11 protein-coding genes and 4 pseudogenes are annotated in these 14,230 nt (G+C 67.9%); 8 read left to right on the top strand and 7 right to left on the bottom strand.

The features are described from left to right. Positions 1-186 (bottom strand): hypothetical protein (locus tag ACWC2B_RS35735; RefSeq protein WP_450724133.1); only part of this gene is annotated, 186 nt, incomplete at its 3' end. Here ACWC2B_RS35735 and ACWC2B_RS35730 point away from each other — a divergent pair. Both ACWC2B_RS35730 and ACWC2B_RS35725 read left to right on the top strand, forming a co-directional pair. Next, a complete protein-coding gene (locus ACWC2B_RS35730) occupies positions 174-1,256 on the top strand; it encodes an integrase core domain-containing protein (RefSeq protein WP_450724131.1) in 1,083 nt (360 codons plus the stop codon). The two genes, ACWC2B_RS35735 and ACWC2B_RS35730, sit on opposite strands and share 13 nt — an antisense overlap. A 173-nt stretch (positions 1,257-1,429) precedes the next feature. Then, complete coding sequence (locus ACWC2B_RS35725) at positions 1,430-1,861, top strand: hypothetical protein (RefSeq protein WP_450724129.1); 432 nt, start codon at positions 1,430-1,432, stop codon at positions 1,859-1,861. Here the strand turns inward: ACWC2B_RS35725 and ACWC2B_RS35720 are convergent. Continuing rightward, a pseudogene (locus ACWC2B_RS35720) lies at positions 1,836-2,377 on the bottom strand (SMI1/KNR4 family protein). The gene ACWC2B_RS35725 and the pseudogene ACWC2B_RS35720 overlap by 26 nt on opposite strands. Between ACWC2B_RS35720 and ACWC2B_RS35715 the strand changes: the two are divergent. Next, positions 2,316-2,588, top strand: a pseudogene (locus tag ACWC2B_RS35715) (HAD domain-containing protein); the annotation flags it as partial. The pseudogenes ACWC2B_RS35720 and ACWC2B_RS35715 sit on opposite strands and share 62 nt — an antisense overlap. A gap of 27 nt (positions 2,589-2,615) precedes the next feature. Here the strand turns inward: ACWC2B_RS35715 and ACWC2B_RS35710 are convergent. The 3 genes and pseudogenes from ACWC2B_RS35710 to ACWC2B_RS35700 all read right to left on the bottom strand — a co-directional run bounded on the left by ACWC2B_RS35710 (position 2,616) and on the right by ACWC2B_RS35700 (position 6,301). After that, positions 2,616-3,700 (bottom strand): annotated as a pseudogene (locus ACWC2B_RS35710) (integrase core domain-containing protein). Between the two features lie 180 nt (positions 3,701-3,880). Continuing rightward, on the bottom strand, positions 3,881-5,230 hold the full coding sequence (locus ACWC2B_RS35705) for a lipase family protein (RefSeq protein WP_450724127.1): 1,350 nt from the start codon (positions 5,228-5,230) through the stop codon (positions 3,881-3,883). Positions 5,231-5,422: 192 nt separating this feature from the next. Beyond that, a pseudogene (locus ACWC2B_RS35700) lies at positions 5,423-6,301 on the bottom strand (IS5 family transposase). A gap of 745 nt (positions 6,302-7,046) precedes the next feature. On the opposite strand from ACWC2B_RS35700, the gene ACWC2B_RS35695 reads away from it, so the two are divergent. Further along, complete coding sequence (locus ACWC2B_RS35695) at positions 7,047-7,781, top strand: hypothetical protein (RefSeq protein ID WP_450724125.1); 735 nt, start codon at positions 7,047-7,049, stop codon at positions 7,779-7,781. A 244-nt stretch (positions 7,782-8,025) separates the two neighbouring features. Here ACWC2B_RS35695 and ACWC2B_RS35690 read toward each other — a convergent pair whose 3' ends face one another. Both ACWC2B_RS35690 and ACWC2B_RS35685 read right to left on the bottom strand, forming a co-directional pair. Next, positions 8,026-8,829, bottom strand: a complete 804-nt coding sequence (locus tag ACWC2B_RS35690) for an ABC transporter permease (RefSeq protein WP_450724123.1) — start codon at positions 8,827-8,829, stop codon at positions 8,026-8,028. Beyond that, positions 8,826-9,431 (bottom strand): ATP-binding cassette domain-containing protein, encoded by a 606-nt coding sequence (locus ACWC2B_RS35685; protein ID WP_450724121.1) that lies wholly within the window; start codon positions 9,429-9,431, stop codon positions 8,826-8,828. Before ACWC2B_RS35685 ends, ACWC2B_RS35690 begins: the two co-directional genes overlap by 4 nt. A gap of 357 nt (positions 9,432-9,788) precedes the next feature. Between ACWC2B_RS35685 and ACWC2B_RS35680 the strand changes: the two genes are divergently transcribed. The 4 genes from ACWC2B_RS35680 to ACWC2B_RS35665 all read left to right on the top strand — a co-directional run bounded on the left by ACWC2B_RS35680 (position 9,789) and on the right by ACWC2B_RS35665 (position 14,221). Further along, positions 9,789-10,448, top strand: a complete 660-nt coding sequence (locus ACWC2B_RS35680) for a hypothetical protein (protein WP_450724119.1) — start codon at positions 9,789-9,791, stop codon at positions 10,446-10,448. Positions 10,449-10,798: 350 nt separating this feature from the next. Next, on the top strand, positions 10,799-11,419 hold the full coding sequence (locus ACWC2B_RS35675) for a hypothetical protein (protein WP_450724117.1): 621 nt from the start codon (positions 10,799-10,801) through the stop codon (positions 11,417-11,419). Positions 11,420-11,506: 87 nt separating this feature from the next. Then, complete coding sequence (locus ACWC2B_RS35670; protein ID WP_450724115.1) at positions 11,507-12,001, top strand: hypothetical protein; 495 nt, start codon at positions 11,507-11,509, stop codon at positions 11,999-12,001. Positions 12,002-12,643: 642 nt separating this feature from the next. Next, entirely contained in the window at positions 12,644-14,221 is a 1,578-nt protein-coding gene (locus ACWC2B_RS35665; RefSeq protein WP_450724113.1) for an AbfB domain-containing protein, read from the top strand. Positions 14,222-14,230 lie beyond the last annotated feature (9 nt).

Genomic DNA, 14,230 nt, shown 5'->3' with positions numbered 1-14,230 from the left:
GACCGAGTCGAAGGTCATCAGGATGCGCAGGCTGGCGAGGGCCTGGTTGAGGGCCTTCTTCAGCTCCGCGAACCAGGCGGCACTGCTCTGGTCGGTGCCGTTCGGAAACTCATCGTTGCTGCTTGGAGGAGGGGGTCTGGTGCGCGGCGACGGCTTGCTGCAACCCTGTCGGGATGATCGTCTCACTGGTGTACCAGGTGACACGGAAGCTGCTCGCGGTCCCGGCGATGCTGCTGCGCCGGGAGGCGGCCAACGACGCTGAACTGCTCGTGCTGCGGCACGAGAACGCAGTGCTGCGCGGGCAGCTCACGGGACCGGTGCGCTACCAACTGGCAGATCGGCTGTGGTTCGCGGCCCTGTCCTCGCTGATCCCCCGGCGCCGGTGGCCGCAGGCGTTCCCGGTGACGCCCGCGACGCTGCCCGCTTGGCACCGCAGGCTCACCGCGGGCAACCGGGACTACAGCAAGCGCCGCAGCAGGCCCGGCAGGCCGCCGACCACGAGCGCGCCGAAGGCCCTGGTACTGCGGCTCCCCACGGACAATCCACGGTGGGGCTGCCGCAGGATCCAGGGAGAACTCATCCGCTCAGGACACCCCGTCGGCACGACGACGGTCTGGGAGATCCTCACGGCGGCGGGCATCGATCCAGCCCCACGCCGCGGCGGACCGACGTGGCGCGAGTTCCTGACCGCGCAGGCCGAGGGCATCATCGCCTGCGACTTTCAGCACATCGATCTGGTCAACCTGCGCCGGGTGTACGCGCTGGTGTTCCTCGAGCACGGCACACGCCGACTGCACATCGCCGGAGTGACCGCGCATCCATCCGGATCCTGGACGGTGCAGCAGGCACGAAACCTCGCCCTCGAGCTGGGCATCCGGGGCGACTCACCGCGCTTCCTGATCCGCGACCGGGACGCGAAGTACACCGCCTCCTTTGACGCGGTCTTCGCGGCCGACGGCATCGAGGTCATGAGAACCGCGCCGCGGGCTCCTCGAATGAACACCCACGGCGAACGAGTCATCCAAACCCTGCGGCGCGAGGTCCTGGACCACCTGTTGATCTGGAACGAGACCCACGCCCGGCAGATCCTCGATGCCTACGCCCGGCACTACAACCGTCATCGCCCACACCAGGCCCGAGCACAGCTCCCCCCCTGCCCAGGAGCACCCCTGCCCACGACTGATCCGACCGCGCACCGGCTCCTACACACCCGAGTAGTCAGTGGCCTCATCAACGGGTACAGATACGCGTCTTGACCAGCGGCGACGAGTTTCCGAACGGCACAGGTTCAGAGTGTCGTGAACATCGTGGAAGCCTGCGAAGCCCTGGAGCGGCAGGCAGCGGAGCACGGGGCGGGAGGAAGGACGTCCTGACGAACAGGTATCTTGAACGCGTTCAACTTTGCGTGTTTCAAGTGCAGGGGAGCCATGTGAGTGCGGTATTGATGGGCGAAGAACGGGCTCACGGGTGGCAGATCGCTCTGGCGGTGGGCGCCGTGCTGGCCGCCCTCCCCTGGCTGGCTCTGGGTGTGGAAAGCACGCTCGTTCTGGTCCTGTTCGCGTTCTGCGGGCTCCCGGTGGCCGCGCCCCTGCTAGCCCTACGTAAGCGCGAGGAGTTCGTACGGACCTGTATCGGTGCGGCCTCCTTCTGCATCTTTTGGGCGGTGTGCGGTTTCATGCTGGGAACGTTCGTGCTCCTGCCGTCGGCCCTGCTGCTGCTCCTCGCGGCCGGCGCGGACCCTCGCAGGCAGCCGGTCACGGCGCGGTTCCTGGGCATAGCGGGCATCCTGCTGGCCACAGGCGCGGTGCCCGGCGCGACGGTGCTGGTCTGGGACCTCATGGCCAATCCCGGCCTCGCCTAGGCCGTTTCCTCCGGATCATCTCCCGGAGCACGGCGAACCGGGAGCGGCCCTCGGCCCACTGGGTCGCCCATCCGGTGAAACCAGAGGTGCCCGGCATCGGGGAGGCGTTCGATGAGGTACCGAAGGGCATCGCGCCGTTTTCGTCGATCAGCCAGACGTGACCGCGCTGCGGGCCGGTGACGACCAGGTGCCAGTACATGCCGCAGCCGTCGGTGCCAGCAACAGGGAGCCGTGGTCGAACGCGGCGTCCATCCGGGCCTCGAACTCCTGCTCCGACAGCGCCTCCTCGTCCTCCTCGTCGTTCTCCCACATCCACGTCGCCGTGAGGGGAAACGGCTCGGCAAGCAAACGCTCGGGGCGGTCGGAGCCCCCGTCCGAGGGCGTTTGCGCGAAGGGCAGCAGACCGTAGTAGGGCGGCCCGGCCCGCAGGCCGTCGCAGACCTCCGCCACGAACGCGGCACTGCCGTGCGAGCTGGTCTGGGCCACCACCTGGGAGGAGGCGGCGAACACCGACATAGCACCGCGGCTCGGCCTGCCGCCCCTGCCGGTCGCGCACTGGCCGGAACCCTCCGACGCGCATGAACGCGAGGACCAGTGGTTCGGGCTCCACTGGAAGACCCGTACCCTGGTGGCATGTGCAGACGGACGCCCGTTCGTCTGGGTCGACGACGAGATCACCGACACCGATCGAGGCTGGGTGCCCACCCACCACCCCACCCCGGCCCTGTGGGGCTCGAAGAGTCATCGTTGCAGCTCAAGCAGTGTGTCGATACGCGTTGATGACTCCGCCGAGGATGCGGGTGCGCCAGATCCTGCGGGCGGCGACGTCGTGCACGACAGGGGGATGATCCAGAGCCTCGGGTGGTCGTTGGTCTCGGGATCGGTGTGGCCGGTGGAGGTTGTAGTGCTCCTGGTACTCGGCGAGGACCTGTCGGGCGTGGTTCTCGTTCATGATCAGGATGTGGTCGAGAGCCTCGCGGCGGATCGTGCCGATCACGCGCTCGCAGTGGGCGTTCATGCGCGGCGCCCGGGGCGCGCTGAGCAGCAGGTCCATGCCTTCGGCTTCGAAGACGGTGTCGAAGGCATCGGTGTACTTGCTGTCGCGGTCACGGAGCACGAAGTGGAGCGACTCGACGCGGGTGCCCAGGTCGTCGGTGAGGTTGCGGGCCTGCTGGGTCGTCCACTGCGCGGTGGCGTGGGCGGTGACACCAGTGATGTGGAACTTGCGGGTGCCGTGTTCGAGGAACGCCAGCGCGTACAGCCGCCTGCCGGTGATCGTATCCAGGTGGAAGAAGTCCGCCGCGATGATCCCCCCTTGGCCTGGATGGTGAGGAATTCGCGCCAGCTCGGGCCGGTGCGCCGCGGGGCCGGGCCGATGCCGGCCGCGTGCAGGATCTGACAGACGGTGGACGGCGCGATCGGATGCCCCAGCCGGGCCAACTCGCCCTGAATCCGCCGGTGGCCCCACCGCGGGTTCTCCCGTGCCAGGCGCAGCACCAGCTTCTTGAGCACGGCGGTGGGCGGGCGGCCGGTGCGTCGCCGTCGGTCGGAGTAGTCCCACTGCTTGGCGGTCAGCCTGCGGTGCCAGGCCAGCAGTGTCCCCGGCGTGACCGGGAAGACGCGGCTCCAGCGGCGTCGCGGTATCAGCGACGACAGCACGGCCAGCCAGAACCGGTCCGCAGGCTCGTAGCGGACCGGACCGCTGAGCTGCCGTCGCAGCACCGCGTTCTCATGCCGCAGCACCAGCAGTTCGGCCTCGTTGGCGACGTCCCGACGCAGCAGGACCGCCGGCACGGACAGCAACGCCCGGGTGGCCCGGTACAGCACCGAGATGACCACCCCGGCAGCATCCCAGCCACCACCGAAAACCCCGCAAGCGGCCTGCCACCTGCAGCGATGACTTTACGAGCCCCACAGGCTGGTGCTGATGGCGGGCGGGGCGTAGCGGGCTGGGGTCTCCTGGCTAAGCGGCCTTGGCGACCCGTACGCCCGCATCTCGCTGCGGCCCCCGTCAGGTCCTCATCCGGCGGGGACCGTCTCGTCAGCCGCAAGTGAGTTGCCCTCGGCGATGGTGCCGCAGGAGGACGGGGCCTCCTTGCCGGCGAACCGGTCGCGCAGCCAGGCGAGCGCGGTGGGCACCGTGGCCGTGGGTGCGGTCAAGTGGCTGAGGGCGTCGTACTGCTTGTACCAGACCGCGGCGTTGCCCTCGGCGCAGTACTTCCGCGCCAGCGCCCGTGTGTCCCCGGCGACCGTGATGCCGTCGCCCGAGCCGATGCCCGCGATGTTGCTCGTGGTTCCCTCGATGGAGCCGGCGTTGCCCTGGCCGATGTAGCCGGGGACGGTCGGGGTCGGTGCCAGGCCGAGGTTGGTCTTGTTGACCGCCTCGACGAGCTCGGGTACGGAGTTCGGGTTCGCGTACTCCGGCTTCGCCATCTTCTTCCACGTCAGACCGGGGTAGTGGCCCAGCGCGTCGGCGATCGAGGAGTGCTGGTGCTCGTCGACCAGCTGCTTGCCGTAGTCGTTCAGGTACTTCTTGAGGTCGAAGTCGTACGAACGCGCTTGCCCGATGAGCAACTCCGGGATGAGCCCGGACCACACCTGACTGCCTTCGATGTACCTGAGGATGTGCGAGGGCTTCACGAGCACCCCGCCCTCGGCGTATCCCACCAGGCGCTTGTTGACGTCAGGGGCGTACGTCGGCGCGAGGGAGGCGGCCCAGTTGGTCGCGACGGCGCCGCCGGAGTAGCCCATGAGGCCGACGCGCGCGTCGGGGCTGATGCCGGTCCTCGACGCCGCGCTGGAAGCGGCACGCAGGGAGTCCAGCGTGTTGTACCCGTACTCGCGGGAGGCCGTGAGGTGGGCGGCCTGCCCCTCGGTGTCAGGGAGGACGACGTCGTAGCCGGACAGCAGGAGCGACGCCACGAGCGTGGACTCGCCGTTCGCGATCAAGCCGCCGGGCAGCTTGACGTTGCCCGCGACCGCCCGGGACGGACCGTCTTCGGGGTCGAGCGAGTCGTAGAACGACTGGTACGACACGACTTTGCGGCCGTCGCCGCCAGGGCTGCGCAGCACGGAGGTCACGCCTGCGGACGGGTGGCCCTGCTCGTCGGTGGTGCGGTAGAGCAGCTGCGTCGCCTGGAGGGGTGTCGCGATACCCAGGACGTGGTACGGCAGCGTCCGGACCTTGAGCACGTCCCCGGGACTGTACGAGGACAGCGGCTTGCTGCCGTTGTAGGTGTAGAACGCGTCGCTCCCGGCAGCCGTCGACGAGGACTGCTCCTGAACGCCGAACGCGACATCGGGCACGGCGGCGACGGCGAGGGCGACGATGCCCGCGATCGCGGCGTGCCGCACTCTGAATCTGCGCATGACTCTCCCAAACGGTGTAAGCGGATCAGAGAGATGACCGCTACGGCCCGAAGAGGGGAGTGGCCAAAGGTCGGTTCCGGCGCAACCTAACAAAGGCACACGGCAGTTGACCAGGGTGCGCCAGAGTCTTCACGGGACGAACGGCGGCTGACTGAGTGTTTGGTCCGCTGTTTTGCGTTTGGTTCTGCTGGCTCAGGTTCCGCGCCAGTTGGGGGTGTTTTCTCCAGTGAGGCGGCGGGTCATGAGGTCGATCATCGCGAGGTGGATCATGGCTTCGGAGCGGTGCGGGTGGGTTTCGTAGTCACGGGCGAGTCTGCGGTGGTGCATGAGCCGGCCGATGCTGCGCTCGATGGTCCAGCGGCGCGGGATCACCATGAAGCCTGGGACGCCCGGCGGGCGGTGGACCGGCGCGACGTCGATGCCGAGCCGGGCGCCGTGCTCGATGGCGGTGGTGCGGTAGCCGGCGTCCAGCCACGCCTTGCGGATGCGCGGGTGGGCGGCGGCGATGCGGGACAGGAAGGTCACGCCGGCCGCGATGTCGGAGATGCCGGCGGCGGTGACCAGCACGGTCAGCAGCAGGCCGAGGGTGTCGCAGCCCAGGTGGCGCTTGCGTCCGATGATGCTTCCCCAAGCTCTCGACTACGTTCGAGCAGGGGAGGCCCCACCCCCGGCGTCGGTGCCCTGGTCTTCGAGGGGCACGTTGGCGGAGGTCTTGATGGTCTGGGAGTCCAGTACGCAGGCCGACGGCTCGCTGCTGCGTCCCTCGCTCTCACGGACCAGGCGGCGGAGCAGCCCGGTGAGCTGGGCGAAGACGCCGTCCTCGTCCCACCGCGCGAAGTAGCCGCAGACCGTCTGGTGGGGCGGGAAGTCGTGGGGCAGGTAGCGCCAGGGGATGCCGGTGCGGTCCACGTACAGGATCGCGTTCATGATCTGGCGCAGGTCGTGTTCGGGCGGGCGTCCGATGGCCAGGGCGTGCCGGCGGCGTGCGGCCCGCCAGGCGGTGAGGACCGGTTCGACCAGCGCCCACCGTGCGTCGGAGAGGTCGCTGGGGTAGCCGTCGTGCCCGGTCATGTTTCAGATGTACTGCGGGCCGGCCGTCCTGGCGAGCGGTCAAAGAGCACCGTTTCGGCGCGTGTTGGAGCCAGACGGGAGAAGTCCGGACGAGACAGGTCTCCGCTTTCCCGGGGGAAGACGGGCCTCTCACCGCGCGCTGCAGCACCAAGGAAACGCGGACGGAATACCGTCACAGGTTGCCGTGAAACAGGACCAAACACTCAGTGAGTCTCGGTCTGTGTACCGCGACGCAGGAGCACCTTGAGAGTTTCGCGGGCATCGCAGCGCCGTTGCTCCGACCGTGCCAGGACTGAGACCAGGGCCACAACGGCAACCGTGCCTGTGCACACCGTCGCCCCCACGCCCGTGGCCAAGGCTCCGTCATGGAGCACGGTGGTCAAGGTGTTCATTCGAGAACCTCCAAGTCTGCCCGGCTCGGCTCTGGTCGGCGTGGCGATGCCGATCCACTCGGCTGATGGGTCCCGCGTGCCGAGCAGGATGGCCTCCGCTCAGCAACTCATGTCCCTTTGTCGCCAGGGGAGTTCCCGGACGTCCTTGTTCGCGGCCCGGACTGGAGAAGGGCATGTCATGAGACACATGCCGATGGCAGGATTCGTCCCAGACACAGAAGACCTTGTCCGGGACAGTGAGTTCCCCGTCCCAGACATGAGAAAGGGGCTCAGGTGTCAGGAAGACTCGCGGCATGTCAGATTCATGGCGACTCTTCCGCGCAGACCTGCAAGCTCTTCGAATAGCGACCGGCATGTCATACCGCGACATCGAGAAGGCAGGCACGAAGGACGGCTGCTCCTTGGCCCGCTCGACCGTACAGCGGTTCATGGAGCCCATCGACCGTAAGGTCGCCGACAGCAGCAGTGGGCAACTCTCTGACCTCGTCGATCTGCTGCTGTCTCAGGTTGGTGACGCTGAGCCAACAGCGGCACCCTGGCTGGACAAAACGGAATGGCGGTGCCGCTGGGAGCAGCTCGATGACGCCGACCATGCTCGCATCGACTCCGCCGCAACTCGCGACCGGATCACGAAGGCGGCAGGGGTACTCGGCTGGGACGGTGCCGCCGAGCAGCTGAGGCTGAGCACGGACACGGAGACATCGTGGCTTGGGCACGAACGGTTGGCCGACATGGCGGCCGCGATCAACCAGCTCCTGTCTCTTGGCTTTCACCGCGAAGCTCACAGCGCCGCGGCTCGGCTGTTACACGCCGCCGAGCAGCCGGCGCAGGCCGAGCGTCGCTGTGCGATGGCGATGTCGGCCTCGATGCAGTCGATCCCGGTGACGTGGACCCCGCTCACCTGGGCGACGGTGCGTGCCACGTCTCCGACTCCGCAGCCGGCATCGAGCACCGCCGATCCCGGGGGCAGGGCGAGCTTGCGGGCGGCGACGACCTCCATGCGCCGCATGGCGGCTGAGAATCGCCAGGAGGTGTCAGCGGGTTCGTACCAGCCGAAGTGGCGTGTGCGGCCGAGGAGCGTCACGTAACCGAGCGCGACTCGAACGCCCGGTAATACGGCAGGACGTGCTGCTGGTAGTGGGCGTCGTCCGAGCAGGTCATCGCGGCAGTCCCTGTCGTTGTGGGGTCCGTGAACGGGGTGGGGGCGGCCTTGTACTGAACGTCGAGCCGCTGTCGGCAGCGGCTGGAGTGCCCGGGCTGTTCTCGCGCGCTGAACTGGTGTGGCAGCCGGGGGCCCGGGGGCGGGCGAGAGCGACGTGGCTGCGAGGGGTCTCACCCAACGGGCTGTGCGGTCACGCGTGGGGTCGGGTGGTGTTTGGGCAGGGAGTTGCGGGTCCGGCGGTGGAAGGCGAGCAGGGCGATGAGTGCGCAGGCGATGAACCATGCGAGCTGGACTGCGAGGTAGAAGAGCGCGGGGGTGGATGTGAAGCCGGCGGCCATGGCGCTCTGCATGACGCCGTAGGACGGGAGGTAGCGGATCGCGGCGCTGTCCGCATTGGAGCTGACGACCGGGTTCTGGAGGCTGACGTCCAGGACACTCGTCATGATCAACGCGAACATGCCTTCGACTTCCCGGTGCAGCAGTGATCCGAAGACAACCCCCAGAGCGCCGTAGGTCATTGCGGCGCAGAAGAGGGCGGCTGTCAGAAGGAGGGGCTGGCAGGGCATCCAGGACAGGCTGGTGACGGCGGCGGCGTAGACGGAGATAAGCGCCGCGGCGACGGTGAGCGCCGCGGTCTTGGCCAGCACGAGATGAGTGCGTGGGTAGCCGGCCAGTGCCAGACGGTGGTCGAACGGGCCGCTGGCGAAACCGGCGGCGAACATCATGAAGCCGGTGATCAGGATGACGGCGTTGATGGCGCCGGTGATCTGGGTCAGTTCGTTTCCGTGAGGTGCCACGATGGCTCCGGTGGCACGTAGCCGGAACCGCGCGGGCGTGTCGGGCACAACGAACCTGGCAACCGCGCTCCACGTGGGGATGAATGCCGCGACCAGGAACATGGCGAACCGGTTGCGGGCGTGCACGACGAGTTCGTACCGGCTCGCCGTGGCCAACAGGACCAGGTGCCTCTTCACACCCGCACCCCGTCGTGCTCACGCAGCAGACCGCCGTCCAGGTGCCAGAGCTCATCGAGACGATCGGTGTTGTGGGCGAGGTGCGAGACGATGAGAACGGTGCGCCCGGCCTCGCGCAGGTGGGTGGCGAGGTCCCAGAAGCGCAGGAAGGTGTGCCAGTCGAAGCCCTGGTAGGGCTCGTCGAGCAGGAGCGTCTGCGGGTCGTGCATCAGGGCCAGCGTCAGGTTGAGCTTCTGCCGGGTACCGCCGCTGAGGAGCCCGGCCAGTTCGTCGAGGTAGTCCGAGAAGTGCAGGACTTCCATGATCTCCTGCGCGCGCCTGAGATCCGGGAGACCGAAGGCCGTCTGGAACAGGTGCAGGTGCTGACGGACAGTCAGGTGATCGTTGACCACGACGTTCTGAGGACAGTAGCCGAAACCGCCATGATGCCGAACGGTCCCCCGGCTCGGACGCAGCTCGCCCGCGAGGATCTTGAGGAGGGTTGTCTTGCCGGCGCCGTTCTCTCCGGCGATTCCAGCCAGCGACCCACCCCGTAACGCCAGGTCGATGCCGCGCAACACCACTCGTTTCCCGTAGACGTGATGCACGTCCTCAACCTCCATCAGGCCCTCCCCTGGGCAACGCCGACCCGGCATGCACCGTGATGCCCGCCGCTCGACTGCCCAACGGCCCGAGCGAAACAACGGTCACGCCCCACGTGACTTTCGTAGCCGGCGCCGGGTCCACCGCCACGCCGCAGCGGGCAGCCATCCCGCGCCGAGGAGCCAAGTGTTCAGCACGTGACCCACAGCGTTACGGATAGATGGCAGCGCCCGTTGTACGACCGTGATCGCGACGGCGGGTGCCGCCGGGCCTGGCCCGCTCCTCGAGGCGACGCAGACGTCCGCCCGCCAAGGGCCGGCGCATGCCGATTCCCAACGCGGGAAGTCCAGTGGCCTGCCGGAGGTTGTGTCTTGTCGATGTCGAAGACGACCGGGGTGCTTCAGGCGGAGTCCGGCCGACTGCCGCACGTCGGCGGTCTCCACACGTGCGCCCTCGTGTATTCCGGGTTGCTCTCGCCGCCGGTGGTGGGCCTTCTCGCCCTTGCCGTCATCGGAGGCGTCAGCAGGTGGCCCTCTCCCTCAGGACTCGCCTGGGCGACGGTCCTGGCAACGGGCTGCGGCGCACCGCCCGCCGCCTATGCCTTTCTGGCGGGCAGCCGCGACCGCTCACTCACCCGGCCTCGACCCACTCTGCAACGCCTCGAACAGCGCGAGCGCATCACCACGGCCCTGGTCGCTCTCACCGCCCTGGCCCTTGGCATCATGCTGGTGGTCGGATGCCACGGACCGCGTCCGCTCGCGATGTTTCTCGTCTTTTCGGCCGGCGGGATTGCCGTAGCCGCGGCACTGACCCGGAAGCGGAAAATCAGCGTTCACACGGGGACTCTCGGAAGTGTGCTCGGGCTGCTGGGTGCAGAACACGGTTCCTGGGCAATTCCCGGGATTACACTCGCCGCTGTCATGGGGTGGGCACGAGTCCGCGTGGGAGCCCACACACCGACGGAAGCGGCATACGGCTTGCTGTTCGGACTCGCCTGGGTCTCCCTGTTCGTATGTCTGCCCGACTGGCGAGGATAGGCTGGTTGAGAGCCTCGGGTTTCCGCCTCAGAACGGTCAGGTCCCCCATGCTCCACCGGCCCGGGGAGGGAGTGGCGGCCGTTTCGATGTGGCGGCGGGAGTCACTTCCTGCCGGGTGCGCGGTGTCGATGTGTTCTGACGGTACTTCGCTGCAATGGGCGGCGGCGTGTGCTTCCGCTGCCGCCGGGGGCAGTTGACGGCGCCGTAAGGACACGGCGTACCGGGCGGAAAGGGCAGTATCCCCGCACGACGGGTACGGGGACACCGGCAGAGGGGCGCTGTCAGGAGAGAATGATGGTGACCTTGGACTTGGTTTCGACCCGGATCCTGCACCAGCGGCGGAAGTCGTCATGGTCGTGGCCGCCGTCAATCCGGAATGGAACCCAGCCGCGTTGGGGTGGACCGTCGACTGGCAGCGCCACCACATCGGCCTCAAAACCCTGCTGGACGACGGGACGCAGCTGACAGGCATCGTGCCCGGGGCGACCTGGCACGGCGACGGCATCGGACGCTGGCCCACCCGCCAGCAACGCGACTTCGCCCGGCTCAACCCTGAGCAACAGAAGCGGCTCGGGGAACTCGGTGTGCAACCCGCCGTACAGGCCCGCAAGGCACCGGCCCCGGGCGGGGAGAAGACTGGGGCGGGACGGGGCGAGCAGGCCTTCACGCGAGGCCTGGCCGCCCCCGACGTGACCACCCACCCGAACCCGCAGACCGACCCGGCCCAGCCCCCGGCCACCGTGCCGGCTCCGCAGCCCGCAGCCCCGGAACCGACCCCGGCGGAGGCCTCACTGCTGCGCCTGGTCCAGGGCGTGCTGACCGGACTCATCATCCTGACCCTGCTGTTCGCCCTCTACGTCCTGAACGAACACCCCACAGTGCTCCCCGCCATCGCAGGCGTCGGCACCCTGGTCGCCATCGGCGCCGCCATCGTCGGAGTCGTCAAATTCACCAACCGGCAGCGCCCATGACCCCAGCCCCAACACGAGCCGCTGTACGGCGATCTGACGACCGCACAGACCGCGCCCCGCCCAGAGGGAACCCGGGCGGGACGGCTGGTGACTCTCTACCACCGGTACGCGCCGTACCTCGATCCCGCCGAACTCGCCTGCTTCCCGAAGGATGCCGGTATGACGGAATCGAGCTTCGAGTGCCAGCACGACCGGGCCGAGCAGGGAATCGCCGGCGCGGACCGCCCCGACCTGGTGCAGCACCTGCAACAGATCTCCTGGGACACCAACCGCCTCCGCAATGCGCTGGCTGAGGCTGTGGTGCAGGAGTTCGCCGGAATCGCACTGCCCGGTGGGCTGGGCGAAGAACTGCCGTATCCGGCTGACCGCGTGGAGAGGCTGCTGTTCGACGACGTAATGGGAGGGCAAGTCCTGGTCGGAGGCCAGGCCGTCGCCACCGCGCTCCGTCACGCCATGCGTCTGCTGGAGGAGGCAGCCGACGCAGCCAGCCTGGCCAGGGTCCTACTTGAGCGGGCAGACAACGCCGCCCCCATCCAGTTCACCAGCCAATTGGAAGCGCTGTACGCCCGCCTGACGCCCTAACATGCCCCGCCCCGCCCAGATAGAGAGGTCCGGGCGGGGCAGAAACGCGGGAGAGCCGTACTCGGCGACTCCGGGAGGTCGGACCAGCGACATCCGGACGTCTGCCTCCGATGCGGGCCCCCGGATCACCTCATACCAATCGGTGGCGGCCAGCACCCAGCTTTTGCCGACCAGGTGGGCACTCCACTCCAGCAGGACGCCCGGGTACGCAGGCAAAACGTTATCCCGCACCGATCACCACAACCCGAAACGATCACTGGACTTGCACGTCAGAGCCTCCCCAGCTCCCGAAGCCCCACGAAAACCCCAGCCCAGAAACGCACCCCACCACCGCCACACATCCCGAAACGATCACTACACCCCCACGTCAATGCCTCACCCACCCAGTGATCACCACCGGATTTGTCACAGCACACGTACCAGTAGCCGGAGTTGGGTCTCAACGCCTTGCAGTTTGTGCGCACAGCACCCCAAGGAGAAGTCAAGAGATTGCAAAAGCAAACCCGTGTGAAGATTGCGTTGGTCAAGACCATATACCACTAGTCCGGTTTGACTCTTATTGGGTGACTCTTCAAGACTTCACCCTCATCTCCCCTTTATTTACAGGGGCATTACGGGATGAAGAGAGCAAGTCGAACCAGCATGGACAACAGAGACACCACCTCTGCGCGCGTGCGCAGGGTCATCGTCCGCGGCGCTGTCGCCACCACCGCTCTGGCCGCCGTCGTCGGCGTGGCCGCCCCGGGCATCGCCTTCGCCGCGCCGGAGGGCGCCTCGGTCGCGTCCACCGCCATCGGTACCGATGAGAAGCAGCGCGTGTCGGCCGCGTCCGTCGTCGGCCTCGACGCCACGTGGGACGTCCTGCAGCGCAGTGACTTGGACTTCCTCCAAGAGCTGTGGCGCAAGGCCCGTGAGGGCGGCGAGAAGTACGAAGCGGTGCGCATGGCGGCTGAAGAGGCCATGCTCAGCTCCAATGCGGATGACCATGTTCGGTTCATCGTCACCGGCATCCACGAGGCGTACGAGACCGACAAGAAGCGCGAGCAGGCGCGTGAGGCCGCGGCCCGTGCCGAGCGGCTCGCGAAGTCCCAGGCGCTGATCGCGGTGGGTATCCCCAACAGCCCGGACCTGCTGGCGCTGAGCGACGACAACTTCGTCCGCGCCGTCATGAAGCACGCGGCTTCCGGTCCGCAGGTCAAGGCGGCTGCGGCAGTCGCGCTGGCCGGTGACGCGGCGGCCTGGCGCGAGTTCATCACCAACGGTGCCCGCGAAGCTCACCAGCGCGATGTCGCCACCGAGCTCAAGGAGCTTGAGGAGAAGAACCGCGAGGAGGCGCAGCGCCGTCAGGAGCTGGCCGCGCGCAAGAGCACGGCGGCGCTGTTCAACATCACGCCCTCCGAGGCCATGCTGAGCCTCAGCGACGACAACTTCATCCGTGAGCTGCTGCGCCAGGCTGTCGCGGTCAATGGTCCGGAGTTGTACGCCGCCGGGCAGAAGGCGGCGTTGAGTTCCGACGCGGCCGACTGGCGGGACTTCATCCACACCGGCGCCGAGAAGGCGTACAAGGCCGATGCCGAGAACCGCCGACTCCAGGTCGCCCTGGCCAACAAGCTGCGTTTGAAGGAGATCGCGGCGGCCCTGGAGAAGACCGGTGTGAACCCCTGGTTCGTGGCCAAGGCGAACAAGGCGCTGAACGGCAAGGCCGAGGAAGTGGCCGAGTTCCTCAAGGAGGAGAACCAGTACCTCGCCATGCGCCAGTCGCTGCAGCCGTCCAATGGCAAGCCTGCCGGCTTCTTCGTCCGGCAGTCCCGCGTGGACGCGGGTGAGGCGTTTGTCGCGCCCGTCAGCAGCACGGGCAAGCAGACCGACCGTGAGGACGCGACCTGGGTCGTCGTGCCCTCCCTCGCCAAGAAGGCCGACTGCTACTCCTTCGAGTCGGCCCGTGACCGTGGCTCCTACCTGAAGCTGAAGGGCCTGCGGGTCGTGGCGACGGCCCACGACGGCAGCCCCTCCTCTGCCCAGGACGCAACCTGGTGCGCCCGCCCGGGCCTTGCCGGTTCCGGCAAGTCCTTCGAGTCGGCGAGCCTGCCGGGCCGCTGGCTCCGCAACTTCGACGGTGACGTCGTCGCGGCCGACAAGGACGGCAAGAACCGCTTCGACGGCGGCAAGAACTTCGCCCAGGACGCCACTTGGAAGATCTCCGCTCCCCTCGCGCCCTGACGCCCTCCC

The sequence above is a fragment of the Streptomyces sp. NPDC001415 genome, from assembly GCF_053597395.1.
The sequence above is the reverse complement of the archived record's forward strand: the minus strand, read 5'-3'. Positions and strand labels throughout refer to the sequence as shown.